Origin of the sequence: Nocardia sp. NPDC057227 (assembly GCF_042669725.1) — a bacterium.
Lineage (GTDB): Bacteria > Actinomycetota > Actinomycetes > Mycobacteriales > Mycobacteriaceae > Nocardia > Nocardia asteroides_A.
Genome location: NZ_JBHUXA010000034.1, coordinates 21,537 through 47,297, shown reverse-complemented (window position 1 = coordinate 47,297; position 25,761 = coordinate 21,537). Strand labels below are relative to the sequence as shown.

The following is a 25,761-nucleotide window of genomic DNA, read 5'->3' as shown; positions in this document are numbered from 1 at the left end:
TGGTGTCGTCGACTTGTTGTACCGCAACGGTTTTGAGCCGACGTACCGTGCAGCGGATCAGCATGGGGCAGTGCGTGTCGTGGACGCTAATCCACAAGAAACCCGCGACGTAGTAACCATACTCGTTGCCACAGCTGCACTAGTGGCGGCAGCGACCCCCTTATTAGGTCGGCTTCTGACCGAACTTTCCAGACGGCCAGTCTTGGTTCATGAGATGGTGCCGGTGCCTGTCATGGACTCCAACGGTGATCCAGTTACAGATCGTGAGGGAAACCCTGTCGTGCGATGGACATCTCAGGCCCGATACGTAGAGACGTCAGAACGTTCAGGTCCTCCGGAGTCGTGGGCAGTCTCTGGGCCGATGGGTATCCGGATCTCCTACAAACGAGACGCTGCTAGTGCGACTCCTAGCGCAATCGATACTCCTGAGAGCGAAAGCTCGACTGGAAGCGCTGAACTGGATGCGCGCTAAGTGAAACTCGCTTTTGTAATCGGTTCCAATGGTCCTACCCATCTAGGTCGGCTCAAATATGCCGAATCCGACGCTGCTAAACTCGCTGAATGCTTTCGACTTCGACGTCTAGGTTTCGAGGTAGTTACCGCAACGGCGGATGACGAGCCGATGGATGTTCGCAACCGACTTTATCGTGCGGCAGATTCCTGTCGTTCTGGTGATACGTTTGTGTGTTATTTTGCGGGCCATGGACGGCTTGAGGCGAGTGCCCTTAGGTTAGTTTGGCACAAGACAGATCTGAACCAGATGCTGAGTACAACGTTGTCTGCGGAAACATTCACCGAAGCTATGCACCATTGCCGCGCTGACAACAAACTGTTGATTCTAGACTGCTGCCGTGCTGGTGCAGCTGTTCCCGCTGGAATCCGAGACTCCACGGAGACATCGGCCAAGAACCTGGTTCCCGACCCGGACAACTATCTGGTCCTAATGGCGGCTGACCGATGGCAGAACGTTCGCGAGTACGATAGTCTTGGCGGCGGATTTCTTGTGCATCAAATGTCTGAAATTCTGAGTGGGCCGATCGCTGTACATGATCCATCGCAGTTCTCTCTGGCGGATTTGATGAAAACGCTCGGGTGGCATGCCGCCTCCCACAATCGTGAAAACCCTGACGATCAAGTTCCGATTCCCTACTTGTATGGGCGGCAGCGCGGACCATTTAATTTACTGCCAGGTCGCTGTGATTGGAGACCAATCTTTGCTGAGACGGGTGGACTAGAATTCAGTCTACTGCCTGGCCTGCGCCAATTCATTAACTTCCGTAGCGGTCGCGAAAATACTCGCGAAAGTGAGCTGATAACCACGTGGATTGGTCGATATCCGGTAACTAATCGGCAGTTCAATAATAGCCCGAGCTACCGGAGTATCGGCGGGCCTGAGGGGGCGTCCTGGAATAGTCAATACGGCTGGGTGTCCGGCTTTCGGCCGCTGCAAGATGCAGATTTCAATGACCCAGAGCAGCCTGTCGTGTGTGTTGACTATCCGGCAGCACGACGTTACGCGAAGTGGTTCGGTGAAGTGTCCAATACACCATCGACTGACTGTATAAAGAAAGAAGCTAGGGCTCTCTTCAGAGTGCAGTGTGCATCTGACTGGTACTCGGCCGTGGGGGTATCGCCCTTCGCGCAGTTCCCTTCATACAACGCAGGTAGAATTCGGGTAGGAAGAGACGACGGGCGTCGAGCTCCGATGCCGATCGATCGCTCGGGTTCGCGAGACAACTGGTTAGGTGTCGCAGACCTAGAAGGGAACGTATGGGAGTGGGCAATGGATGACGACTCCTACGGACTTCGTAGACCCGCGCTTCACGTTCGATCACAATACGACCAAGACCGAGGCCGCTACAAAGCGCTCGTGGTGGGAGGTGGATTCTTGGACGACCTCGACCGTATTCCGAATTCCCTTCTCGGTGATGCGTTGCCGGATGGCCTAATGACCAGTCATGCTGACCTCGGTTTTCGGATAGCGATGCACATCCCGCTGACCGACTTGACGGCGGACGTTGCTGACAGTATCGAGTGTTTTTCGGGGGCTTCGCCTATAGGGATAACAATCACCTAGAGCTTCCGAAACGTCGGGAATTCTGCTGTGCGTTTCTGTTTCAAATGCAGTATTAACCCAAATTGACGCGCATCGACTCCTTCGGCGGAAACGAGTGCTGTATCTACCGGTCATGGTAGTGGCTGAGCGCACTGCTAATCACCTCTCGCGCCTGTTACCAGTCACAACTTGCTCCGCAAGCGCCGTGAAGGCTCGCTCGTACAGCGCGATTTCGCGGGGCTGGGTCACGGTCAGTTGAGCTGAGATCGTTTCGGCTTGCACCATCCTCCGGTCGAAGATGGTGAAGTTCATCAGCGGTGCCTGATACGGAGCACTCAGCGGGACGATGCCGAGCACAGCTCGCGGCAGCGTCATTGCCGTCACGAGACGATCCAGCTGCTCGATCATGACGTCAGGTCCGCCGACGACGGTCCAGAGCGCCTGTTCGCCGATGATGAAGTGGAAGCGGTGTCGACCACGGTAGAGGATCTGTTGCCGCTCCAGCCGGGCAGCGAGGGCCGCCTCGATGACGGGGGGCCCGCCGTACAGCGCTTCCACCGTTTCGAGTACACTGCGGACGTAGCGGGGAGTCTGCAATAGCCCAGGAACCAATCCGGGCTCGAACCAGCGGATGAGCTCGGCTTCGGCCTCCATCCTCGCGATCACGCGCTGCCATTGTGGGACACGCATCCGGCGGACTTCAAGGTAGGCCGTCTCCGCGTTGTGCAAGGTCGCGATCAGATCGGGCAGCTGCGCGAGAGCTGCGCACTGGTGGCACCAAGCCTTCAAATCCGCCTCGGACGGCGTCTGCTTGCCGTACTCGATCTTGGAGACCTTGGACTCATGCCAGCCCTCGAGCCGAGCCAGAGCGCGGCCGGTGAGGTTCGCCCCCTTCCGTATTTCACGAAGTCGTTGCCCCAGAGCCTCCCGGGCTGCCCGTGGATCGGTCACCGATGTAGTGAACGGACGTACTCGTCATGCGGAACCGCAGCTGGCCAGACCCGATCGCGAACAGCTCGGAAGTTAGCGGCGATCACCGGATCGGTCGTGACGGCGAAGCCGGCGCCCTCACCGCTGACGGTGAAGACACTGAAGGCTGCCAGGTGATCGTCGAACAGCCAGTAGTCGTCGCCGGTCAGCTGACGTGAATCCACTAAGTGCCGAGGTAGCCACCGAACATCCTCTCCAGCAGCGATATTGCGGGGCGCCACCGCCAGAGCCCAGCGTGTGTAGTCCGCGTGAGGCTCGGTCACAACACGTACCCGCTGCACGGTCTTGCCCGCCGCCGTGATCTCGCTGACGAGGTCGAGCCAGCCCTGCTGCCAGGCGGCGTTTTCGGTTTCGCCCGCCAGGTACTGACGAAGCGGCTCGAACTCTCCGGACACGGCGTAGGTGTCCTGGAGCTCAAGATGAAAGGCACGCTGCCACGGGGACCGGAACAACTCATCGAGCTGTTCACCGGTCACTGAGTACATCGCGGCGGATCTCCTTCCCAATGGGCACCTCGATGCTCGTCTCGTGGGCCGGGATCAGCATCTGAGCCAGTGCTTCTGTATCAGTGACGGGCGTACCCGTCAGCGTGAACGTACCGTGCCCGGTGTCATGCAGCTGCGCGCCGAGGCAGGTGCCGCGCTCCAGGAAGCCGAGCAGCGGGTGGGGAATCTCGATCAGGTCGGGCTGGTCGGGCACCCGCGAGCTCTGCACGACGTAGGTGTGCCGATCGCTGAGATACAGCGTAGGAGACTGGTGCGAGCCGGCGTTCTTGCCGAGGAACTGCAAACGCTTGAAAGACCCCTGCCAAAGTGTGCGTCGGTTTGCCTGTTCGGAGTCCTATCCTGACCCCCACTCCGTCAGCGGGTCAACGGTTTCCGAGTGCTCACGCAAGCTCGCGCACACTGGTTGCTGGGCGCAATCTGTGTTACCTACCTTCTCGTCCAGGCGCTCGCGACCGGTGTCTACTCCTGGTCGCGAGCGCTAACGACTCAGAGTCCGCAGGCGTGCTGGATCCTCGGAGAGTCGCAGCGTGTGATCCTCGATCGCCTCCGCCCTCGACATCGAAATCCGGAGCGGCCGCCCATGCGGTGCAGGGCATCCGAAGCAATCGTGCTGTGGCGCTGTAAGTTCGACGTATCGGTGGACGCCGAACCCACCAATAGCATCAGTGCGGTTGCCATGCTGCCCACCACTTCCTGCAGCCAGGTACTATGGCTCGTGATCGTCGTGGGGGCATCAACGGTGACTGAGCCCGGGAGGCTTCGGTCGAAGGACAGGATGGAAATTGCCGATCGTCGAAGCGGTAGTTTTTGACTATTTTGCTCTTTTCTTCGGGAATAAGGCTGTACGGCCCGGTGTCGCACAGCTCATCAGTGATTTGAAGAGCAGTGGTTGAAGATATGCGTCCTCGCCAACGACGACCTCGGAGAGGATCACTTCGTATCGATTATGTCTCCTGATCTGGTGGTTGGCCCTAGTTTGATTCTGAGTGGAAAGGGTCGTGGCTTATCCGACTGGACCCGCGCGGCGGCAGATAGGTTGGGCATTGCTACGCATCACTTGCTCTACGTTGGAGTCTCAAAATATGACTGGCGGACCGAAATAAATTCGGGCGTTTTCTATTTGCAAGCAAAGTGGGCAGGGTCTCAGCCCGCCGGGACAACCTGCTACGCAATGGATCAACCGGCGGATGTCGTCTCCGTTCTCGATGATTTCCTGCTGGTAGAACCGCGCTGGTCCTACAGTCTGGGGGATCAGTCAGATTTTCTGCGGACCCGCTGCTTATTGCCTGCTGGTGACGCGCTGCCCGCCACTGAGAAGTCCACATTCAAGCTGCAAGACGTCTTCACTTATAAGCTGAAGCCCTCTGTGGGTACTTGCCGTCGAAGTCGTCGACGAGTTGGACGATCACCTTGCGTGCCACGGGCGTTCCTCTCTTTTGTGGACCTACCGAGACTGAGCTTAGTCTACTGAGTAAGCCGGACCTTCACCGCTTTCATGCAGAGGCCCGATGCTACCCGATTCAAGAGCAAATTACCTAAGATCTGTCCGGGAGACCTGAGCGACTGAGTGCGGAACGGCTCACACGGTCTTCGTCATCAGCGCCCGGCCCTATAATTTCACGCTGAAAGGATCTCTCCGATTATGCTTCCTGTGGTCGGCTTGGTTAGATACCGAGTAGCATCATGGGGACGTGAACCGTTGTCTACCGAAGGGTGTGTAGTCGGCACCACCTCCATCTTGGAATGTGGTGCAAAGAGCTTGGAAAGATCGAGCCGCGCAGCGATGAGATCATCTCGATCGACGATATTGTCCCAACGGGTGACGACCTCGGGCACCATTGGAGGGGCGGGGCGCAGCTTATCGTACACTACCGATTTCAAACCTAAGGGCGATCCTAGAGTGAGTAGCGCTGTTCTGCCGGTTGCGTGATGCAATGTTTCATAAGCAACAACAGAGCCGAGCGAATGTCCGATTACTAGCTTTGTGTCGCTATCAATAAGATTCAAAAGTCGACTCTGAACCTTTTGTCGAATGCGATCATCATCTAGATAGAGCGCAACCTGAGATACAGCACGCCATACGAACTTGGCAGCGAGACCATAGCCAAACGGGGCAAACCAACGCAGTTTCGAGAGGCCATTTAGTGTGGGCCTGAATGCTGCGGCAAGACCCTGTGCGCCTGGGCTTGAATAATCGATCTGCCGCAATACTCGGGCTGCTTCTCGGCGATCCTGTTCACTTCCAGCGCGCTCGGCCGCGGCCTCAAGCCAAAGATGAGCCAAACCTTCCGCCAACTCTAGTGCCGGTGGATCGAGTCGATCGGTCATCGTTCCTTGAGCGCCGGGATCGAGGAAGATGTCCCCGTAGAACGCCATCCGTACATCCACATTCGATGGCCGCGTTGACCGCCAGACTCGGTCGCCGAGAGCAGGAAAGCCCCCGTTGCGGAGCCCGCCGGCTAGGGCGGGTAGCCATGTCGCCTCCAGTGTGTCTGCCGAGTATTGCTCTTGAGCAATGCCGTGCACCAAGACCACAGTGGCCATCCAGCACAGTCCTCTCTGCGAATGACAGCGAGCTGACGGTCGCTGCGCTACAGTCCACCTTATGGCGGGGAGGATCGCGATCGTAGTCGGTTCGCAGTGTGATGCGCTACCGCACCTGCAATTCATCGAGCCTTTGGCTAGAAGCCTTCGCGAGATCCTGAGAACTCGCGGCGGCTGGGCTGCCCCGGAAAACAGCACGGGTCTACTGATGAACCCAACAGTAGCCGAGCTGCGCGAGGCGGTAGAGCGCGCGTTCATAGCAGCAAATGATGCAGAAGCGACGCTACTTCTTGCGTTCCTCGGGCACGGAGTCGGAGTCGGCGGACAAGATTTTCGGTTCCTGGTGCGAGACTCATCGCCGGAAAGACCCACAACATCGAATTCTTTTGACTTGGTCGAGGCTGTAAGGGATGGACTCCAATTCACGGCCGCTGTGGACGGCCTGATTGTTCTAGTTGACACCTGCGAGTCGGGCGTGGGTGCCAAGTCGGCGATTGCGCGTTGGCCCGATAGATTGCAAAGCAGCGGACGGATGCATCTCCTAGCGGCCGCTGGAGGTAACGCCTATAATGGCTGCTTCACGGATGCTTTGCTCTCCGCCCTCGAGTCAGGATTAGGGCATGCAGGAGAGGAAATCCATTGCACTGACCTACTTGCTCCACTGCATAAGCAGTGCCCTATGCAAGTGCCTCATTACGCCGCCTACAGTGTAGGTGAGGATCGTGGCCTTTGGCTCGTTCCAAATTTTGCATATCGCGCGGACGCCGTCGCTGGCCGATCTTCCGCCGGGCTTGTCGAGAATCTTACTCGCGGGGTTGTTGTTACACCAGCGGTGCGCCAGGCGCTGACGCTGTGTATGGAACCACGGACGCAGCTCACGGTACTTTCTGGTGCTGCTGGTGCTGGAAAATCAACGATTATGGCGCTCCTGATACGCCCGCGACCGGAATTGAATTTCCCGGTTGATCCTCTCGATGTATCGGCTGCTGCCTTCCTTGATACGACGAGTACAGTTGAATCGGTCACCGTAGATCTCGTTGAGCAACTGAGAAGCAGAGTGCAAGGATTTAGGCTTGCTCAGGAAGAGGTTCGGTCGCTCGTCGATGCTGAAGGCTCGCAAAGTGTCACTTCTTTTGAGACGCAGATTGTTCGACCCTTGGGGCTCTGTCGGCGTGATAAGATAATACGACTCCTGATCGACGGGCTGGATAATCTTGATACTGATTCGGATGTCATTGCTCGAGCGCTCGCGCCCATTCTTCAAAGACCGGAACTGCGCCATGTGCAGGTGATAATATCGGTCCGATCGGACGAAGAGCCGGAAAGTCTTCGCGCACAAAGTGGCGGCAGAATAACGTTGCCCGAGCCAAATCTGACTCAGCTGCACGATAGTTTAAATTTCCGCTTGGCGGAGTCGGCGCGGAGAACAATGGAGTGGGCTATCCGTCCCGGTATTCATGGGTGGCTTGTCGCCAGGTTGGCCAACGAGATCGACTGGCGCGATGTTGTACCCGTCAGGCGCATCGGAGGCGAATTCGGAGCTCTTGTGTCTCTGAGATTTCGTACCGCTCATGCCAGCGCCTCAGCTGAATATAGGCCTGCGCTGGATGCTCTGGCGGGAATTCTAGTCGCAGTAGGATACGGCCCCGTGGCGCCGATTGCCATGGTACGTTCCGCCTTGGAAATTCTGGGCTTCCCGATGGCAACAGCCAGAATTCGCGATCTTCTTCTGCTGTTGGGTGTGCTCTCTGCGCGCGGTCGACCGGGATCTCCGGATGAGACTGTTGGCCTCGCACATGTCGACTTCGTGGAGCCGCTTCACGCAGCTGCGCTGATAGCGCGGCAGATTGTTTTACAGAGCTTCCATCAGGCTATGATATCTGCGTATAACTCTCTTAAGGGCATTAGCGAAGTCGAGAAGTATTGGCACTTCGCGCAGCCGCGTCATCTCGTTGGTGCGGATAGAGTCGACGAGGCTGTAGTCGTAGTGGCGAAGTCAGCGCAGTCGGGCCGGGCAGCAGACGGCCAACAGACGTGGGATAGCTGGCAGCGCCTGCTGCAGCGCAGCCTCGACCCCGCGAGTGCTTATAATTTTGCTCTGCGGTTGCGAAGATATCAGGACCGCACCTACCTTACATCGAAAGCTGATAGGCATGTTGTGGATGACCTCCACCGATTGCTTGAGGATATGCTTTTAGTGCTGGGTCCACACAACATGCTGACTCTCACCGCTCGTTTCTACTTAGCTAGCTGGACTTCGATATATGAAAGTCGAGAGGCTGGGATTCGGGTTTATGAGTCCTTGGTCAACGAAGTGGAGCAACACCATGGGCGGAATAATCGGCTCTATGTGATTGCCTGCGCTGATCTCGCTGTCAACATCGGTGTTGTTCGCAGCGCGGTCGAGGCTCGAAATCGATTGCTCTTACTCCTGCCTCACACTACCCAGCTGCTGGGAGCTGAGGACAAAGAGACTATTAGGCAGCGAGTGCTGTTGGCAAGGTACACGCGAGAGTCCGGCGACCTGGAAATGGCGAAGAGTATGTACGCCGACGTCATAGCTGTTATGACGCGTGTATACGGTGCCAACCATGTAGAAACGCTGGCGACCCGTGGTGACCTTGATTTTATTAGCGAGCATCCAGACGACTTTGAAAAAGGCAGGGATACTGTCACGAATTACATCGAACATAGAACGGGTGGCGGTGTTACAAGTATTCAGCAGGTAGAGCCGCGAGAAGTAAGCGTAATCGGGGCGCCGGGAACTTCAGTGGAAGATTCTCCGGTTGAACTTTTGGGTGTCAGCTCGAATATCTCGTGTCTTTCTTATCATCCTGCTGGTGAGTTGGCGACTGGAAACTGGGACGGATCCGTTCGAATTTGGGATGTGAGTGAGCACCGACGGCTACGTTCGCTGCCGGTTGAGGAGGACCGTGTCCATGCGGTGTCTTATTCGGATGGCGGCAGTAGGCTAGCTGCGGGTGGTGACCGTGGGATGCTAACGATCTGGAATTGCGCGAACTATGATCGAATAACCCGAGTCATGGAGGAATTCGGAACTATTCGTTCTCTTGAGTTCGCAGCCAGTTGCGACCTTCTAGCTATTGGCGGCGACGCTCCGGCGATTATCCTGTGGGATTTCCGTGAAGGTCGCGAGGCCGCGAGAATAGAAGCCCATGCGAGCGGGGTTTTATCTCTTGCTTGGCATCCTAAGATGCTTATCCTCGCTAGTGGTGGGTGGGACGGATTGATAAAACTTTGGGATTGTGAGAACCGGAATTTGTTGGCGATCTTAAGGGGTCACAGCGGGAGTGTAAGTTCAATGGGTTTCAGTTCTGATGGAACGATGCTCGTCACTGGCGGAGCCGATGGGACGGTGAGGGTTTGGGATACGATTTCCAATCAGAGCATCGGCGATCCTATCGCTCATCCAGACGCTATTACATGTATTGCAGTTGGGAAGAGGGATTTGATTGCATCCACCAGTGATGATTCAGTTAGACTGTGGCACGCTCGGTCTGGGGAGCAGTACGCTGTCCTGTCGGGTGGTAATTCAGCTCGACTTCGTACTGTGAGGTTCAGCCCGAGGGGGGAAACGTTGGCTGCTGCTGGATTTGATCGTCGGATAAAGTTGTGGACTGCTACTCAGTCGATGGAAATTGGTGAAGTCTGACTTGGCTGTCCACCGCGCTGCCTGATTGCTACTCCCTCGTTCCGAAGCATCTTTGCAATCGTTCGCTTGGCCATGCGATGTTCCACCTTGAGCTGTGACATTGACGCGCCAGCTTCGTACTTGGCTACGATCACCGCGATCTCTCCTGTAGTCAGCTGCTTCTTGGCTCCGCCGGACGCTATCCGTGCTGGCGATTGTTTGGGCGCACGCAAGCCATCCTCCTTGAGACCCCTCTGTAGCTGAGAGAGCTGGTCAAGCAATCGGCTTGGTTCGAGTAGGCTCCCGCTAGGTCCACAGCAAGGCCCGGTCTGCAAGGACCGGGCCTTCGTCGTCTGCGCGTCGCGCCGACAGACCGCTGCGCCGCCTCGCCCTTCGGTGCGCAACACGGGTAAGAATGACAGCGTGACGCGGTACGCATACGAGCCGAAGTCGGGCGCACTGGTAGCGAGTTGGGGGACCGGCAGGGGAGACACCGCCGAGACCATCGCCACCCTGCCGAAGACGGCGGAGCCCGAGGTGGCGCTGGTCCTGGCGGCGGCGCTGACCAAATTGTCCGAGTTCCAGTGGCGCACCTATACCCATCCCGCGTCGGCGGCGGGCGATTCCGAGGTGCCGAACAGTGTGGCGTGGCATCGGGCCGAGGAGCGGAATCGGTTCGCGGAGGTCGAGGGGGCGGTGCGGGAGCCGAATCTGCCGGATGACGACGGGTTGATGGCGGTGTCGTACAGCGTGGTGGAGGAGGCGGCGCATCGGATCGGGCGGGTGGCGCATCTGATCGGGGACGCGGAGTTGATCGAGCTGCTCGCGGCGGAGGTGCGGACCGAGCAGGCGGCGATCGAGGCGGCGGAGCTGGGCGATCTGTCCGGGCGGGCGCGGCAGGCTGTGGAGCTGTCGCGGGCGGATATCTCGCCGGTGCAGGTGTTCGCGGCGGACGCGCTGCTGCACGCCGACCCGCTCGGCTCGATCGATCTGTTCACCGATATCGACCCGGCGGCCGCCGCGGTGGCGGCGGCGCGCTGGCTGCACCTGGCCGCGCAGGTCACGGCGGAGGCGGCGAGCGTGCACCCGGTGCACGTGGTCGCGGAGGCGGACAATCTGGAGGCGCTGCAGGTGGAGACGCCGACGCTGGTGCTGGAGCGGCTGTGCGCGGGCGAGAGCCCCACCGAGGTGGTGGTCGACCTGATCGCCGACGCGCTCGCGGCCGCGGAGGGCCGGGTGCGGAACCCGGCCCGGATCGTCGAGGCCGCCGAGGCGATCGAGCGGCGGATGCGCGGCGACGAACTCGACGAGGACGGGCTCGCCGCGCTCACCGACGAGTTCCGAATCTGCCGCCTCGACCCGTCCCGGCCCGCCGTCGACCTGCTGGAGGATCTGCTCGACGGCATCCGCGGTTGCTGGCTGCTCTACCGCGAGGAGCACGATTCCGGGTTCGAGGAGGCGGTGCGGGCCGAGGGCGACAAGCAGAGTTCGCCGCTGCTGTAGCTAGTTCCCGTAGGCCGCCGCGATCTCCTTCGAATCGCTCCACCTGGAGTAGGTGGGCGACTGCGGCCAGCCCGCCGGCGAGTCCTGCCACTCCTCCTGGCGCCCGTAGGGCAGCAGGTCGATGAGCGGGAAGGTGTGGCTGAGCTGCTCGGTGCCGCGCCCGTCGGTGTGCCAGGTGCGGTAGACGGTGTCGCCGTCGCGCAGGAAGACATTGACCGCGAAGCCGGCGTCCGGCGGGGCGCCGATATCGGTGCCGAACGGGCTGTTCGCGGTCGAATACCAGGTCATTGTGTTGCCGACCTTGTGTTTGTAGGCGAGCGCCTCGTCGATCGGGCCCTGGGTGACGATCACGAAGCGGGCGTCGTAGTTGTCCAGGAATTCCAGCCGGGTGTACTGCGAGGTGAGGCCGGTGCAGCCGGGGCACTGCCATTCCTTGCCTGCGAACCACATGTGGCTGTAGACGATGAGCTGGGACTTGCCCTCGAAGACGTCGGCCAGCCGCAGCGGGCCGTCCGCGCCCTCCAGCGTGTACTCCGGCAGTTCGACCATCGGCAGCCGCCTGCGCTGCGCGGCGATGGCGTCGAGTTCCCTGGTCGCGGCCTTTTCCCGGATCCGGAGCTCGGCGAGTTCGCGCTGCCAGGTCGCGGTGTCGACGACGGGCGGGAGTGCGTTCGTGCTCATGGTGTCCTCACTGGTCGGTGAAAAACGGTCCTTCGGATCTAGACGGGACGGGCCCGACGAATTCATCGGTGCGCGTGCAAACGCCCTTGCAATGCGACAAACCGTGGCGTCTGCTCCGAAAACCATTGCGGGACAACTTCGTCGCCCCGCGCCACGGGAAATGTCGGAGTTGTTACCATCGGCCCGAATGGAAGGGGCTGCGCGATGGCGGAGCACGATCGCACACCGGCCGGGGTCGATCCTTCGCGGCCGAACTCGGCGCGCGTCTTCGACTACCTGCTCGGCGGCAAGGACAACTACGAGGTCGATCAGCGGGTGGCGCACCGCATGCTCGCGGTCGCGCCGGATACCCGCACGCTGGCCTGGTTCAGCAGGCAGTTCCTGCTCGGCGGGGTGCGGCACGCGGCCGAGGCCGGGGTGCGGCAGTTCCTCGACCTCGGCGCCGGGCTGCCGACCTCGCCGAACGTGCACGAGACGGCGCGCGAGTACGACGAGCGGATTCCGGTGGTCGCGGTCGACAACGACCCGGTCGTGCTGGTGCACAGCAATGCCATCCTGACCGGTATCGACGGCGTGACCGCCCTGCTCGGCGACGTCCGCGACGTGGACGACATCGTGGAGCGGGTGCGCGCGCGGCAACTGCTCGACTTCGAGCGGCCGGTCGGGGTGCTGCTGGTCGGGGTGCTGCACTTCGTGATGGACGACGAGTACCCGGCGGAGATCGTGCGCAGGCTGCGGGCAGTGCTGGCGCCGGGCAGCTACGTCGTCTTCACGCACGGCGCGACGGAGAGCAGCGCGGAGTTCAGGGAGCGCTCGGAGAACGACACCGATGGCAGCCCGGCCCAGGTCGCGTACCGCTCGGTGGAGCAGGTGCGCGCCCTGTTCGAGGGGTACGAACTGCTGGAGCCAGGGGTGGTGCCGATCCAGGAGTGGCTCGGCGACGACCTGCCGGAGACCAAGCTGATCCTGCTCGGCGGGATCGCCAGGGTCGGCTAGGGCGCGGCGGCGAGCGTGACCGCCCTGGTCACGAGCCGATCCGCCATGTCGCGCTGCACCCGGCCGAGTCCGCAGGCCGAGGCGACGCCGTCGACCCTGCGGCCCAGCGCGTGCTCGACCGTGCGCAGCGTCTCCTCCTGCTCGGCCGTGGACGGGGTGTCGTGCACGAAGCCCGCGTAGAAGCGGGGGCCTGGCACGAGGTCGCGCAGTGGGCCGTAGAACGCCGCGTCGCTGGGCGGCGGGATATCGCCCGCGGCGAGCGGGCCGTGCACGAACTCGAGCTTGCGACCCTCCGGCCACTGCCGCACCACGGCGTTCGCCAGGTCGACCAGCGGTCTGGTGTCGTGCAGCCGCGCCCGCGCCCGATTGTGCAGGCTGCCCAGGCACAGGTGGACGCCGAAGCGGGTGCCCTCCGGTGCCGCGGCGGCCAGCCCGGCGATCCCGCGGCTCAGACCGAGCACCGCGTCGGCGCGGCGGTGCGCCGGTTGCAGCCGGGCCGAGAGCACGAGTTCGGCGGTGGCCTCCAGCTGGATCACCACGTCGTCACCGGCGAGTTCGCGGATGGCGGTGATCTCCCGCACGGTGGCGGCGGTGAAGGCGGCCCGGTTCGCGCGCAGCCCGCCGGGGCCGACGGCGATGAAGGCGAGGGTGAAATCGGTGGGCATGCCGATCTGCAGCGCGAACTCGCGGTTACCGCGCAACCGGCGGAAGAGCGGCAGCACCGCCTCGGCCTCGCGCAGGTAGCCGAGGTCCATCCGGTCGGCGGTGAGCCGGGTGCCGCGGGCCGGACGGTGAATCGTGCGCTGCCTGCTCGACTGCCAGGTGCCTTGACGCTTGACCTCCAGCGCGCCCTGGCGCACCAGGTCCTCGATCACGGGCTGGATGTAGTACTCGTAGCGGTGCGTCTCGCCGGTCGGGAGGGTGTGCAGCAGCTCGGCGGAGAGCATGGCGCGCATGGCTTCTTCCGGCGTAGCTGCCGGAAAACTCCCGACGAAATGTACGGCCCTGATGGCCTCGTTCTGCATCACCCGATCCTTCCGCTCGCGGATCAGGCTAAGTCATAGCACGGCGGAACATGATGGGTTGCAGCATCATTGCCGCCCTTGCGCGGTGTCCCGGACGGGGCTAGCGTCGCCCAGGATGACGGGGAACAGCAGTACCGCAGGCATTTCCGGGCGGAACGGACGGAGGTGGGGTGCCCGCGCGCTGCTCGCGGTGGCCGCGCTCGTCCCGGCGCTCGTACCGAATATCGCGCAGGCAGAACCGGATTCGCCGTGCCGCGAGCTTTCCTTCGCGGTGCCGCAGGGACAGCTCGCCGCGACGCTCTGCGCACCGGCCGCCGCCGACACCGTCGTGGTGCTGATGGCGGGCTCCAACTACAACCACGGCTACTGGGACTTCGGCTACCGGCCGGAGACCTACAACTTCCGGCAGGCGCTGAACCGCGCGGGCTACGCGACGCTGATCGTCGACCGGCTCGGCAACGGCGCGAGCAGTAAGCCGCCGAGCAGCACGCTCTCCGCCACCACCAGCGCCAATGCGCTGCACGACATCGTGCAGGCGGCGCGGCGCGGGCTGGACGGTGCCCGGCCGTATGCCAAGGTCGTCACCGCGGGGCATTCGCTGAGCTCCGGCATCGCTGTACTGGAGGCGACGCGGCACCACGACGTGGACGGGGTGCTGCTCACCGGCTACTCGCATACCCTCGAGGTGTCGCAGGTCATGGGGGTGATCTCGTCGTACCACCCGGCCGCCGGGGACCCGGCCTTCACCGGGCGGAACTTCGACGACGGGTACCTCACCACCCGGCCCGGCACCCGCGCCGCCGCCTTCTACGGGCCGGACACCACCGACCCGGCGGTACTCGCCGAGGACGAGCGGACCAAGGAGGTCTTCTCGCTCACCGAGTACCCGGACGGGCTGAGTTCGACGTTGCCGCCCATGTCCAACGGCATCGACGTGCCGGTCATGGTGGTGAACGGGTCGGTCGACCGGTTGTCCTGTGGGCAGAGCTTCGCGGCGTGCACCGATACCGCCACGTTGCTCGCGTCCGAGGCGCCGTACTTCGCCCCCGCCGCCCGGTTGCGCGCCTTCGTGCTGCCCGGGAGCGGGCATTCGGTGAATCTGGCGACGAATACGGTCGAGTACCAGGGTGCCGTCGTGGATTGGCTGAACACCGAGATCCGCTGAGCGGTCAGATCCGCGCGCCCTTCGCGAGATTGCAGCCGCGGCACAGTATCTGCAGGTTGCTCACGCTGGTGGCGCCACCCCGGCTGAGCGGGATGACATGGTCGAACTCCAGGTAGTGGTCGGCGCCGCACTCCACGCAGCGGCCGCCGTCGCGCTGCCATACCTCGCTCTTCATGTGCTGCGGGACGGTGCGGGTGTCACGGCGGCCGGGCGCGAGCACCAGTCGCTTCGCCACCCGGAGCGCGCCCTCGAGGACCGCGGCGACATAGTCCGGGTCGGGTACGCGGTAGGTGCCGCCGCCGCGGGCGGTGGTCGCCGCGATGACGACGCTGCCGTACTCGTACCCCACCGACACGATCTTCTCCCACGGCGTCTCGGTGCCGGGTCCGGTGCCGACGAAACGGAGCTTGCGGTTGCTGGCGATCAGCCGCCCGGACTGCTGCCTCGGGCCGCTGGCCAGGTACCGCACCTGTGTCGCCGCGACGTCGACGTGCACGATCTCGTCCGCCGCGAGGTGCAGCCCCTGGCGCTGGATGCGGGGGAGTTCGCCCGCCCTGACCTGGGTGAGGCTGCGGCCGCGCAGCATGCGTTGGCGCAACTGCTCGATGTGCGAACCGGCGGGGCCGAGGTCGCAGCAGCTCCGCAGCGCGGTCACGGCAGCGTCGAAGCCGGTCATCTCGTGCTCGTCGATCTCGTCGTCGGCGAAGGCGAAGGTGACCACGCGCTCCAGGTGGGCGACGGCGAGCGGGCGTATCGCCGTGCTCCCGGTCGCGGGGTCGATGCGCTGGAAGCGGAGCGCGACCCACAGATCGTCCCAGGCCGGGCCTTGTGGACCGGTCGCGGTGAGTACCTGCCAGACCTGGCTGCGCCACATGTCGAGGAATCCGGAGACATCGTTCTCGCACCAGCGGCACGGCGGGGGAGCGCCGAAGCGGGGGACCCGGGTGGCGCGGCCGCAGCGTCCGCAGACACCGGGTGCGACCGGAACGATCGGGCGGGTCTCGTCGGCCCAGCGCACGCCGTCCCACCAGCGGACCCGGGACGGGTCCTGGGCGTCGGTGTACCAGTCGGGAGCGACCGCGGGCGATGCGGTCGGGGCCGGCGCCGGAGCGGGAGCTCCGCTCGGTGCTGGTGGAGCGGGTGCCTCGCCGGGTGACACCGGTTCGTCGTCATCGATGCCGACGCCGAACTCCTCGGCGAGGCCGCGCAGGCCGCTGTCCCAGCCCTGGGTGACATTGCGGAACTTCCAGCCGCCGCCGCGCCGGTAGAACTCGCCGAAGATGACGGCGCTCACGTTCTCGGTCTGGTCGAGGTCGAGATCGATGGCCGGTGCGCCGGTCGCGCGGACCTCGACCGTCAGACCGGCGATATCGCGGAAGCTGCCGGTGTCCACCGACCCGGTGATCACGATGCGCTCTACCGACGGCTCGACCTTCGGCAGCGCCACCTCCAGCGCGGCCGCGTCGCCGGTGGCCTCGCGCAGCGTCACCGCGCCGGACGGATGCTTCGGTGCGTTGTAGAAGACGAAGTCGTCGTCGGTCCGGATCCGCCCGCTCGTATCCACGAGCAGCGCCTGCGGATCGACATCGCCGCCACGCCAGCCGAGGGCGACGACGACGGTATCGGCCGGAACGGGCGCGTTACCACCCCTGCTGAGTTTCACGAGCTACCCGTCGCGATGGCGAGGTGACCTGTTACACACAGAGAATGCCGATCGGTCGGTTCGTGGTGTGCGACTGTTCCGCGCGATCCGGACGCATGAGACATCCCGTGCGGGACACTCCATGGAGCGACGAGGAGGTAACGATGACCGAGGTGACACATCCCGGCGCGGACGAACTGCGGGCCGATTTCGAGCGTGAGCTGGCGTCGGTGACGACCGGGGGCGGGCTGCATCCCGGGTCGGCGCTGGACGTGCAGACGAGCGCGGCACTGATCCGGATCGCGGAGACCTACCCGGAGGTGGACGGGGCGCTGATCGCGGCGGCGCGGGCGGCGTTCGCCGGGCAGCTGGACGGCAGCAATGCCGAGGCGCGGCTGGAGACGATCGCGGACCAGATCGAGGAGCCGGGGCTGGGCTGACCGTCAGCCAAGGAACTGCTCCAGGTGCGGGACGGCCTCCGCGGGGTGCCGGGCCGGGATGGCGACCCCGATGACGTGGAACTGCCAGTTCCCGTCGTCGCGGTGCAGCCTGCCGAGGACGAAACCGGTGTGGTCCGGCCCGGCGGGCAGCGCGAAGCGGGAGACCTCCCGCCTGGTCAGCCCGTCGACCAGGCGGCAGAAGCCGTTCTCGATGACGTCGAACGCCTGGCCGGAGTACGAGGTGACCAGGAGCAGCACGCTGGTGATCCGTGGTGAGCTGCGGGTGAGGTCGATGGTGATCACCTCGTCGTCGCCCGCGCCGTGGCCGGTGAGGTTGTCGCCGAGCAGCCGGACCGCGCCGTCCTGGGAGAGCAGTTGCTCGTGGTAGACCACATCGGTGAGCCGGTCGCCCGCGTAGAGCAGGGCGGCGGCGTTGAGGTCGATCTCGCGCCGGTAGCCGCCGGACCACACGCCGTCGCGGACAGGATCCCAGCCCAGCCCCATGGTCACGAAACGCAGTGGTTCCCGGTCCCGGTCGCTCCCCGCCGGTGCCATGCGCCCCTCCTCGCTGTGTACGCCGTCACTCTACAAGCCGCATCGTGGTTCGGCGGGGTGAAAAGCGCCCGCTCGGAACGGTATTGACCGGGGCGGGAAGCGAACCGGACGATTCGGGCGCGCGCCGCTCGGTACCCGTCGGGTAGCCGGAACCCGGTCGGTATAGTCGCCGCGGATGACTAGTTCCGCCGCCGACCGTGCCGTGCCGAGGCCGCGCCCCCGTCTGTGGCGTGTCGCCTGGCTCGCGCCGATACTGACGACCGTACTGGCCGTGCTCTGCCTGACCCAGCCGATCTGGCCGATCGAGGAGATCTCCCGCGGCTTCATCGACCTGCAGGTCTACCGGCTCGGGGTGGAGGCGCTGCGCAGCGGCGGCGACATGTACGGCGAGCTGCCGCAGACCACGCTCGGGATCAGCCTGCCCTTCATCTACCCGCCGTTCGCGGCGCTGGTGCTTGCCCCCTTCGCGCTGCTGCCATGGGACGCGGCGGCCTTCGCCTTCTTCGTCACCTCGACCGCCGCGCTGGCGCTCACGCTCTACCTCGTCGCCAGGCGCTTCTGGCCGGACCGCGCCACCCTGGAGCTGGCGCTGCTGGCCACCGCCACCGCGACCCCGCTGGCCATGCTGCTGGAGCCGACCCGCTCGACGCTCGACTTCGGCCAGGTGAACCTGCTGCTCATGGTGCTGGTCGCGGCCGACTGCCTGACCGGGAAGCCGCGCTGGCGGCGCGGCATACTGGTCGGCATCGCCGCCGCGATCAAGCTGACCCCGGCCGCCTTCGTGCTCTACTTCCTGGTCCGCCGCGACTACAAGGCGGCGATCACGGCGGCGATCTCCGGCGCGGTGGCGACGCTGGTCGGCTTCGCGGTGCTGCCGTCGGAGTCGTTCGAGTACTGGTTCGGCGGGATGGGCAATGTCGACGGGCTGAGCGGGTCGGCGTTCCACACCAACCAGTCGATCCAGGGCGTGCTCTCCCGGCTCCGAGTGCCGGAGCCCGCCTTCACCGTGGTCTGGCTGGCCTGTGCCGCGGTGTTGCTGGCGCTGGTGGTGGTCGCCATGCGCCGAGCGGCGGACGTGCCTGCGCTGGCGCTGGCGATCAACGCGGTCTTCACGCTGCTGGTGTCGCCGATCTCGTGGTCGCACCACTGGGTGTGGGTCGCGCCCGCGCTCTTCGGCATGGCCTGCTACGCGGCCACGCTGCCGTGGCGCCGCGCGCTCGGCTGGTTCGCGGTGACGGCGGTGACGGCGGCGGTCTTCGTCTACGGCCCGCAGAACTGGCTCCCCGGCGGGGAGGATCGGGAGTACGACTGGACCCCGGTGCAGCACCTGGTCGGCGACACCTACGTGTGGCTCGGCGTGCTGCTGGTGCTGCTCTTCCTGGCGACCGGGCGGCGGCGGGTGACCGCGTCGGCGACGGTGCCGGAACAACCCGCTCCGATCACCGTCGAACCCGCGGTCGGATCAGCTGCCAAAGCGTAGGCGCAGACCGGGCGTTTCGCTACGAGTTGGTTGCATTGTCCGGCTCGGGACCAGCGCCGGTGCCCCGACTCCGGTATACGTCTGTGTCGTGGTGTGGTTGTCCCGGGTGCGTGTCCCCGGCAGAACGGACGAGCGTAGCGGTCGGCGTGCGGGCCGGGGGTGGTGGTGAATCACGCGCTGCCGGACAAGGATTCGCTCGTCGCCGCGCTCCGTGGCTTTCCGCACCGGGACCATCCGATGCTGGAGGCGGCCGGTGAGCTCGCCGCGCTGCACGAGGCGCGGATCGGCGCGGGCGGCACCGGCGAGATCGACGGCCACCGCGGCCGTCTGGTGCTGGCGATCGATCGCTGGATCGCCCGGGTCGTCCCGGTGCCGCACGGCGGGGCCGCGCGGCACACCGAGACGGTGGGTGAGGTAGTCGACCGGCTGGCCTCGTACTGCGCGCAGGCGTACGCGGTGACCGCCGACTCGGAGCACGAACGGTACGAGCTTGACATGCTGGTGACCGACCTGGCCGACGCCTACGACGACCTCATCACGGAGGTGGGCCGCGGCGTGCGCCGGGTGCCGACGACCTACCAGCAGTGGGGTTAGCGGGAGATTTCGCCCGGCAGGGTGCCGAGGGTGAGCACGAGTGCGGCGAGCAGGCCGGCCGCCGCGATCAGGCCGGTCAGGATGGACTGGGTCAGAGCTGCGATACCGCACGCGAAGGTGGAACAGGTCACGAAGGCGAGCACCGCGGTTCCGCGTTCCAGCCCCAGGATATGGGTGTGGTTGCGGATCGCTGTCATCACAGTCAGGTACCCGAGCGGTCCTTTTCCGAAACCTTTCCGTGACCCGGGTACCGTCGTGGGTATGACCAGGTCGACCCGTCCCGCCGGACGACAGCGTCCCAGCGGGGCCTTCGGGCCGGTCCGGGACGAAGCGCGGAATGCCCGCATCATCGACGCGGTTCTGGACCTGATCGTCGAGGGCGGGTACGCCGATCTCACGATGGCCGCGGTGGCCGCGCGGGCCGGGGTGGCCAAGGCCACCGTCTACCGTCGCTGGGCCTCGCGTGAGGACCTGGTCGCCGATGCCCTGGAGAGCGTCATGCTCCCCACCGTCCCGACCGGTGTGCCTGCCGCCGCGACGCTGCGCGAGGACCTGATCGCCACACTCGTCAACAGCTCCGCGTGCCTGCGGCCCCGGGAGCGGCGTTTCTCGCCCGTGCTGGCCGCGGCCATCGCCTCGCACCCGCAGATCGCCGAAACCATGCGCGAGCGCTACATCGCCGCGCAGCGCGAGGGGATCGTCTCCTGCCTGCGCCGCGCTCGCGAGCGCGGTGAACTCACCGCGGAGCGGGTCGAGGGGCTGCTGGGGCCGGGTCGGCTGGAGATCGCCGCGGCTGTCGGGGTGCTGGTGCTGCAGGAGGACCTGCTCGGTGCCGTTCTCGACGTCGAGGGGATGGCTCGCCTGGTCGACCAGGTGCTGCTGCCCCTCGTCGGTCGTCCCCACGCTGACTGACGCCCTTCGGTCGCTGCGCTATAGCCGGACGGTCCTTGCTGCGGCATGTCCAAGACTAGAGACGTCGTAGACTCGATACTGTACCGTCTCTAGTTGACGGGGTGCTCGTGCCCGCAAGCCGAGCAATCGTGACCGACCGAGGACGTGCCATGACATCGAAAGTGCTGATCACCGGGGCAACGGGAATGCAGGGCGGGGCCGCTATAAAGGCGCTCCTGCGCGCGGGACACTCCGTGACCGGATTCGTGCGGGATCCCGCCTCGGCCCCCGCCGAGGCGCTCGCCGCCCAAGGCGTCGCGCTCGCGACCGGGAACCTGGAAGACCCCGCATCCCTCGAGGCCGCCGCTGCCGGACACGACGCGGTCTTCTCCGTTCAGCTCCCCGGAGTCGACCCGGCCGATCCCGGCGCCGAGCAGCGCCAGGCCCGCAATATCGCCACCGCGGCCAAGCGCGCGGGCGTCACCCAGATCATCCATACCTCGGTCTCGGGGACCGGATGGCGTGAGCAGCACCCCGGCATCGAGATCACCGACCCGGTGATGAAGGCGTACTGGGACGAGAAGGAAGCAGCGGAGGAGGTCATCCGGCAGGCGGGCCTAGAGCGCTGGACCATCCTCAAGCCTGCCTTCTACATGGACAACTACCTTCTGCCCTCCAAGATCGCTTTCCAGTTCCCCGAGCTGCCCGAGCGCGAACTGGTCACCTCGGCGAGCCCGGAGGCCCTGCTGGTGATGATCAACGCCGACGACTTCGGCGCGGCGGTCGCCGCCGCCGTGGCCGATCCCGACAGGTTCCACGAAGCCGAGATCGAACTCGGCGGTGATGCGCTGACGCAGAACGAGATCGCCGACATCCTCGGCAAAGCCACCGGCCGCGAGATCACTCCCGTGTTCATCTCTACCGAGGAGCAGGTGAAGCGCATGGGCTCACCCACGGCGTGGGGCGATACGTGGACCGACCGCGTCGGCTACCCCGCACGCCCCCACCACGCCGCCGCCTACGGCCTGACCACGACCACCCTCGAAGAGTGGGCAGCGCGCCAGGACTGGCGGAACCCGGTCGGCTGAACTCCGGCTCAGCGCGGGTCGGCGGTGCCGTAGGTGAGCGGTTCGTCGTCGCCGGGGGCGATGGCGGGCTCCTCCGGCATGGCGTGCCGGGGGTGGTACTCCGAGGGGGCGGGGCCGCCTTCCTCCAGGCCGTAGTGCACGAGCAGCTCGCGCTCGGCCTCGCCGCTGATGTGGCCGTCCTCGTCCAGGTACGGGGCGGTGCGGACGGCGCCCTTCGACACGCTGACCCGGATCGAGGAGCTGGCCTCCTGGTGCCTGGCCCCGATCAGCGGGATGAGCGCGTCGCCGGCGAAGAGCCCGGCGGAGACGGCCATCCAGGTGGGGGCGCCGGTGGCGTTGTCCAGGTACAGGCGGCGGACCTTGCCGATCTTCTCGCCGTCCCGGTCGTACACGGTGTGCCCGATCAGGGCCTCCAGCGTCGCTTCGCTCACGATTTCTCCTCGGTGTCCGGGCGGTCCGGTCGGAAAAACGCTGATCAGCTACTGCCTCAGTACCCGAGCAATATTCTGGCAAACATTTCCCGGAACGGGTAGCGCCACCCCGAACGAATCGCTACGGGAATGCGGAGAGTTCGCCATAAGGGTGCCTGCTCTGGTAATCAACCCCGGCACAAGGATTTTCACATGGTGTCCGGCGATTCGCTCGGTAATTGCCGGTTTCTGCGGCAGGGTGAGGCGGAAAGGGTGGGAAACGCTGCAGGGAGGTCGACCCGTGAGGAAGTTCCGCTTGACCCGGCTCCTGGTATCCGCGCTCGCGGTGGCGGCGCTGGCGGCCTGCTCGGACGAGGTCAAGGACGGCGAGGCGACGGGCGAGGCGAGCGCGACCGACGGCAGCGCGACCGCGGCGCCGACCACGACGGTGCCGATCGTCGAGCCGGAGGGTGCCGTGCGGGTCCCGATCGACGAGACCGGCACCGCCACCATGCCGCCCGGGTCGGTGCTGGAGATCCGGGTGCCCGCGGCCTGGGGCGATGCCGCGGCCGCGCTGCGCTGCACGGTCACCGACAGCACCGGGCGGAACGAGGACCTGCACTCGTCGGAGGTGAAGAAGCGGGAGGAGGCGGGCGGCCAGGAGTGGATGACGCTGTGGACCTTCTCCGCCGCGCCGAACGCCGAGCTCACCGTCGGCTGCGCCGACCCGGAGCGCCGGGTGCCGCCGGAGGGGCAGCCGTTCGTGCGGGTGGTGCCGCGCTCCTCCGCCCCGCCCGCCGCGCGGTAGCGGGCGTAATCTCGCAGCCATGGCCGGATATCGGGAGCGGCGGGCGCGACTGCCGGGGGCCGTCGTCTGGGCGCGCACGGGTGTGGCGGAGTTCGAGCTGCCGGTGCTGCCGGACGGCTGCATGGATCTGATCTGGACCGCGGGCAGGGTGGTCGTGGCCGGGCCGGACACCGTCGCGCACCACCCCGATCCCGGCGGTGGCGAGTTCGCCGGTTTCCGGTTCCCGCCAGGGACCGCGCCCGCGGTGCTCGGGGTGCCCGCGGCCGAGGTGCGGGATCGCCGGGTCGACCTGGCCGAGCTGTGGCCCGCCTCCCGGGTCAGGGCGCTGTTCGCCGGGGTGGACGATGCCGCGGATCGCCCAGCCGCGCTGGAGGCCGCCGTGCTGCGCCGCGCCGCCGAGCGGCCCGCCCCCGACCCGGCGCTCGGCCGGGTGGTGGCGGCGCTGGACGCCGGGCACCTGGTGCGCTACGTCGCCGAGCATGCGGGCTGGACCGCGCGCACCCTGCACCGCCGCTCGCTCGCCGCCTTCGGCTACGGCCCCAAGACGCTGGCCAGGGTGCTGCGGTTGCAGCGCGGGCTGGCGCGCGCCCGCGCCGGGGTGCCGCTGGCCGAGACCGCGGTGGGCGCGGGCTACGCCGACCAGGCGCACTTCACCCGCGAGGTCCGCGAGTTGACCGGCCTCACCCCGGCCGGCCTCCTCCGCGGCCGGGGCTGAGCGGGCCTGCCGCGCTGACCTATACCCACCCGATTCCGCCCCACGCGGGTGGCCGGGTTGCCCGTTGCTGCTCAGCCGTCGAGCGCGGCGTAGAGGTCGACGCCGTTTCCGTCCGGGTCCTGGATCGAGGCGTAGCGCTGGCCCCAGGGCGCGTCGAACGGCTTCAGCTCGCCGTGCGCGCCCGCCTCGACCAGCGCCGCGTAGGTGGCGTCAACGGTCGCCGGGTCGGGGCAGCGGACGGCGAGGCCGATCCGGCCCTCGCCGCTGGGCGGCTGCCAGCCGGGCTGGAAGGAGCGCACCGTCTCCTCGGTGTCGAGCATGAGCCGGAACCCGCCGCCGAGCTCGGCCTCGGCGTGCGGAGCCTGCTCGGCGCCCTCGGGGAATTCGAGGCCGAGCCCGCGGTAGAAGGCGAGCGAGGCAGTCATATCGGCCACCACCAGGCCGATGGCATCGAGTCGAAGAGTCATACCGCGAGCCTACGAAGCGGGGGCCGCGCGCGGCTTGAACGAATCGGACGTCAGCGGGTGTGCGCGGGCACCAGCTCGGCGATCAGGTTCTCCACCAGGATTCGCAGGTGGTCGCGGATCGGCCGGACCGCCTCGATGGGCTGGCCCGCGGGGTCGGGCAGCACCCAGTCCCGGTAGCTGATGCCGGGGAAGAACGGGCAGGCGTCGCCGCAGCCCATGGTCACCACCACGTCGGAGAGGCCGACGGCCTCCTCGGTGAGCTGGGCGGGGGTGCGCTGCGCGATATCGATCCCGACCTCGGCCATGGCGGCCACCGCCGCCGGGTTCAGCGCCTCGGCCGGTTCGCTGCCCGCGGAGCGCACCTCGATCCGATCACCCGCCAGCGCGCTGAGGAATCCCGCCGCCATCTGCGACCGTCCCGCGTTGTGCACGCAGACGAACAGCACTGTGGGCCTGTGGGCCATGGAAACGCCTTTCCGGGGTTCGGGCCGATCGGGTCCGATCGCCGTGGGTCGTGCCACGTCCGGCTGTCGGGTCGATACCGAAACGCTGTCGTAGCGTAAGGGATACCCGGACACGCGAACGCCCGGCGGCCGGAGTTGCGGCCGCCGGGCGGGGTGTGATGCGCGAATCGAATCAGAGGGGCCGCAGGTCGATCACCTTGCGCAGCCGCTGCCGGTCGCGCTCCAGTTTGCGCGCCTCGTAGGCGATCGGGAAGTAGCGCACCCGCTCCGGCAGCAGCGGGGTGCCGCGCGAGATCACCCAGCCGATCAGCTTCAGCCTGCGCTCGTCGGCGGCGGTCCAGGTGAGGCCGAGCTTGCGCCGGGCGGGCTCCGGGGTGGTGCCGACGGTGCAGAAGTACTGCAGCTTGCCGATCGGCGCGAAGAGCGCGTGCCACAGCGGGTGCAGTGGCCGCGGCAGTTCCTTGGGCGGGGCCACCTTTTGGATGGTCTTCAGGTAGTCGCGCGCGGTCTGCGTGGCTTCGAGGTTGTTCTCGACGGCCGCGGCGAAGAACTCCTCGAACTCGGCGAAGGTCGCCGGGATCTCCTTGGGCGCCACCGTGAAGTTGCGCAGCAGCTGTAGCGCCTCCTGGTAGTACGCCTCCTTGTCCTCGTCCCGTAACGGCGTGCGGGCGAAGTACTTCGAATTCGCGCAGAAGGCGTAGGTGCCGGTGTGCAGCACCCAGGCCCACGGGCCGCTGGAGAGCGCCCTGTGCTGCCTTCCGCTCGCGTCGGTGGTGTTCAGCGAGGCGTGCATCGCACGCAGCCGATCGGCCTCGGCCAGGGCCTCGTCACCGCCGTAGACCCACATCATCACCGAGGAGACGCTGCGCAGCGCGCGGCCCATGGGGTCGGTGCGGAAGGTGGAGTGCTCGTCGACGACCGCGGAGATGGTCGGCTCCATGGTCTGCAGCAGGAAGGCCGAGCCCGCGGTCAGCGAGAAGGTGACCAGCCCGGTCTCGTCCCACATGCGGGTGCCCGGTTCGATGGCGCGGCGCGGGGGAAGGACGCGCTTGCCGGTGTCGTCGACGGCGACGGAGGCGGTCATTGCGA

25 protein-coding genes are annotated in these 25,761 nt (G+C 65.5%); 12 read left to right on the top strand and 13 right to left on the bottom strand.

The features are described 5' to 3' along the window. Positions 1-472: 472 nt before the first annotated feature. Positions 473-2,077 (top strand): SUMF1/EgtB/PvdO family nonheme iron enzyme, encoded by a 1,605-nt coding sequence (locus ACFUJ1_RS31375; RefSeq protein ID WP_378650934.1) that lies wholly within the window; start codon positions 473-475, stop codon positions 2,075-2,077. A gap of 138 nt (positions 2,078-2,215) precedes the next feature. On the opposite strand, the gene ACFUJ1_RS31370 is transcribed toward ACFUJ1_RS31375, so the two are convergent. The 4 genes from ACFUJ1_RS31370 to ACFUJ1_RS31355 all read right to left on the bottom strand — a co-directional run bounded on the left by ACFUJ1_RS31370 (position 2,216) and on the right by ACFUJ1_RS31355 (position 5,928). Continuing rightward, complete coding sequence (locus ACFUJ1_RS31370; protein ID WP_378650933.1) at positions 2,216-3,007, bottom strand: Scr1 family TA system antitoxin-like transcriptional regulator; 792 nt, start codon at positions 3,005-3,007, stop codon at positions 2,216-2,218. Beyond that, a complete protein-coding gene (locus ACFUJ1_RS31365) occupies positions 3,004-3,531 on the bottom strand; it encodes a DUF6879 family protein (RefSeq protein WP_378650932.1) in 528 nt (175 codons plus the stop codon). The genes ACFUJ1_RS31370 and ACFUJ1_RS31365 overlap by 4 nt, the downstream gene beginning before the upstream one ends. Further along, positions 3,512-3,835 (bottom strand): hypothetical protein, encoded by a 324-nt coding sequence (locus tag ACFUJ1_RS31360; protein ID WP_378650931.1) that lies wholly within the window; start codon positions 3,833-3,835, stop codon positions 3,512-3,514. The genes ACFUJ1_RS31365 and ACFUJ1_RS31360 overlap by 20 nt, the downstream gene beginning before the upstream one ends. 1,334 nt (positions 3,836-5,169) lie before the next feature. Next, positions 5,170-5,928, bottom strand: a complete 759-nt coding sequence (locus ACFUJ1_RS31355) for a hypothetical protein (protein WP_378650930.1) — start codon at positions 5,926-5,928, stop codon at positions 5,170-5,172. A gap of 853 nt (positions 5,929-6,781) precedes the next feature. Between ACFUJ1_RS31355 and ACFUJ1_RS31350 the strand changes: the two genes are divergently transcribed. Together ACFUJ1_RS31350 and ACFUJ1_RS31345 are read left to right on the top strand one after the other, a co-directional pair. After that, a complete protein-coding gene (locus ACFUJ1_RS31350; RefSeq protein ID WP_378650929.1) occupies positions 6,782-9,769 on the top strand; it encodes an NACHT and WD repeat domain-containing protein in 2,988 nt (995 codons plus the stop codon). Positions 9,770-10,171: 402 nt separating this feature from the next. Then, entirely contained in the window at positions 10,172-11,251 is a 1,080-nt protein-coding gene (locus ACFUJ1_RS31345; protein WP_378650928.1) for a hypothetical protein, read from the top strand. On the opposite strand, the gene ACFUJ1_RS31340 is transcribed toward ACFUJ1_RS31345, so the two are convergent. Further along, positions 11,252-11,932: a DUF899 domain-containing protein gene (locus tag ACFUJ1_RS31340; RefSeq protein ID WP_378650927.1), complete on the bottom strand. Its 681-nt coding sequence runs from the start codon at positions 11,930-11,932 to the stop codon at positions 11,252-11,254. Between the two features lie 204 nt (positions 11,933-12,136). Here ACFUJ1_RS31340 and ACFUJ1_RS31335 point away from each other — a divergent pair, with 204 nt between their 5' ends. Then, on the top strand, positions 12,137-12,928 hold the full coding sequence (locus tag ACFUJ1_RS31335; RefSeq protein WP_378650926.1) for an SAM-dependent methyltransferase: 792 nt from the start codon (positions 12,137-12,139) through the stop codon (positions 12,926-12,928). On the opposite strand, the gene ACFUJ1_RS31330 is transcribed toward ACFUJ1_RS31335, so the two are convergent. Beyond that, positions 12,925-13,953 carry a hypothetical protein gene (locus tag ACFUJ1_RS31330; protein WP_378650925.1) on the bottom strand — a complete coding sequence of 343 codons (1,029 nt, stop codon included), beginning with the start codon at positions 13,951-13,953 and terminating at the stop codon, positions 12,925-12,927. The two genes, ACFUJ1_RS31335 and ACFUJ1_RS31330, sit on opposite strands and share 4 nt — an antisense overlap. A gap of 115 nt (positions 13,954-14,068) precedes the next feature. On the opposite strand from ACFUJ1_RS31330, the gene ACFUJ1_RS31325 reads away from it, so the two are divergent. Next, positions 14,069-15,118, top strand: a complete 1,050-nt coding sequence (locus tag ACFUJ1_RS31325) for an alpha/beta hydrolase (RefSeq protein ID WP_378650924.1) — start codon at positions 14,069-14,071, stop codon at positions 15,116-15,118. A gap of 4 nt (positions 15,119-15,122) precedes the next feature. Here the strand turns inward: ACFUJ1_RS31325 and ACFUJ1_RS31320 are convergent, their stop codons facing one another. Beyond that, positions 15,123-16,781: a TerD family protein gene (locus ACFUJ1_RS31320; RefSeq protein WP_378650923.1), complete on the bottom strand. Its 1,659-nt coding sequence runs from the start codon at positions 16,779-16,781 to the stop codon at positions 15,123-15,125. A gap of 143 nt (positions 16,782-16,924) precedes the next feature. Between ACFUJ1_RS31320 and ACFUJ1_RS31315 the strand changes: the two genes are divergently transcribed. Beyond that, positions 16,925-17,200, top strand: coding sequence for a hypothetical protein (locus tag ACFUJ1_RS31315; protein WP_378650922.1), 276 nt, complete (start codon positions 16,925-16,927; stop codon positions 17,198-17,200). Positions 17,201-17,203: 3 nt separating this feature from the next. On the opposite strand, the gene ACFUJ1_RS31310 is transcribed toward ACFUJ1_RS31315, so the two are convergent. Next, on the bottom strand, positions 17,204-17,755 hold the full coding sequence (locus tag ACFUJ1_RS31310; RefSeq protein ID WP_378650921.1) for a TerD family protein: 552 nt from the start codon (positions 17,753-17,755) through the stop codon (positions 17,204-17,206). Positions 17,756-17,930: 175 nt separating this feature from the next. Here ACFUJ1_RS31310 and ACFUJ1_RS31305 point away from each other — a divergent pair, with 175 nt between their 5' ends. Both ACFUJ1_RS31305 and ACFUJ1_RS31300 read left to right on the top strand, forming a co-directional pair. Then, positions 17,931-19,235, top strand: a complete 1,305-nt coding sequence (locus ACFUJ1_RS31305) for a glycosyltransferase 87 family protein (protein WP_378650920.1) — start codon at positions 17,931-17,933, stop codon at positions 19,233-19,235. A gap of 165 nt (positions 19,236-19,400) precedes the next feature. Beyond that, the gene (locus ACFUJ1_RS31300) at positions 19,401-19,829 is read left to right on the top strand and encodes a DUF4254 domain-containing protein (RefSeq protein WP_378650919.1); all 429 of its coding nucleotides are present in this window, start codon (positions 19,401-19,403) and stop codon (positions 19,827-19,829) included. On the opposite strand, the gene ACFUJ1_RS31295 is transcribed toward ACFUJ1_RS31300, so the two are convergent. Further along, positions 19,826-20,026 carry a hypothetical protein gene (locus ACFUJ1_RS31295; protein ID WP_378650918.1) on the bottom strand — a complete coding sequence of 67 codons (201 nt, stop codon included), beginning with the start codon at positions 20,024-20,026 and terminating at the stop codon, positions 19,826-19,828. The genes ACFUJ1_RS31300 and ACFUJ1_RS31295 overlap by 4 nt on opposite strands. A gap of 64 nt (positions 20,027-20,090) precedes the next feature. Here ACFUJ1_RS31295 and ACFUJ1_RS31290 point away from each other — a divergent pair, with 64 nt between their 5' ends. Together ACFUJ1_RS31290 and ACFUJ1_RS31285 are read left to right on the top strand one after the other, a co-directional pair. Then, on the top strand, positions 20,091-20,741 hold the full coding sequence (locus tag ACFUJ1_RS31290; protein ID WP_378650917.1) for a TetR-like C-terminal domain-containing protein: 651 nt from the start codon (positions 20,091-20,093) through the stop codon (positions 20,739-20,741). 128 nt (positions 20,742-20,869) lie between these two features. Beyond that, entirely contained in the window at positions 20,870-21,808 is a 939-nt protein-coding gene (locus ACFUJ1_RS31285; RefSeq protein ID WP_378650916.1) for an NmrA family NAD(P)-binding protein, read from the top strand. Positions 21,809-21,816: 8 nt separating this feature from the next. Here ACFUJ1_RS31285 and ACFUJ1_RS31280 read toward each other — a convergent pair whose 3' ends face one another. Next, the gene (locus ACFUJ1_RS31280; protein WP_378650915.1) at positions 21,817-22,239 is read right to left on the bottom strand and encodes a PRC-barrel domain-containing protein; all 423 of its coding nucleotides are present in this window, start codon (positions 22,237-22,239) and stop codon (positions 21,817-21,819) included. 295 nt (positions 22,240-22,534) lie between these two features. Between ACFUJ1_RS31280 and ACFUJ1_RS31275 the strand changes: the two genes are divergently transcribed. Both ACFUJ1_RS31275 and ACFUJ1_RS31270 read left to right on the top strand, forming a co-directional pair. Next, the gene (locus tag ACFUJ1_RS31275) at positions 22,535-23,026 is read left to right on the top strand and encodes a hypothetical protein (RefSeq protein WP_378650914.1); all 492 of its coding nucleotides are present in this window, start codon (positions 22,535-22,537) and stop codon (positions 23,024-23,026) included. A gap of 19 nt (positions 23,027-23,045) precedes the next feature. Continuing rightward, positions 23,046-23,741 (top strand): helix-turn-helix domain-containing protein, encoded by a 696-nt coding sequence (locus ACFUJ1_RS31270; protein ID WP_378650913.1) that lies wholly within the window; start codon positions 23,046-23,048, stop codon positions 23,739-23,741. A 71-nt stretch (positions 23,742-23,812) separates the two neighbouring features. Here ACFUJ1_RS31270 and ACFUJ1_RS31265 read toward each other — a convergent pair whose 3' ends face one another. From ACFUJ1_RS31265 to ACFUJ1_RS31255, 3 genes are all read right to left on the bottom strand, one after another. Then, positions 23,813-24,208, bottom strand: a complete 396-nt coding sequence (locus tag ACFUJ1_RS31265) for a VOC family protein (protein ID WP_378650912.1) — start codon at positions 24,206-24,208, stop codon at positions 23,813-23,815. 50 nt (positions 24,209-24,258) lie between these two features. Beyond that, on the bottom strand, positions 24,259-24,672 hold the full coding sequence (locus ACFUJ1_RS31260) for an arsenate reductase ArsC (protein ID WP_378650911.1): 414 nt from the start codon (positions 24,670-24,672) through the stop codon (positions 24,259-24,261). A gap of 172 nt (positions 24,673-24,844) precedes the next feature. Further along, positions 24,845-25,756, bottom strand: coding sequence for an oxygenase MpaB family protein (locus tag ACFUJ1_RS31255; RefSeq protein WP_378650910.1), 912 nt, complete (start codon positions 25,754-25,756; stop codon positions 24,845-24,847). Positions 25,757-25,761: the final 5 nt, after the last annotated feature.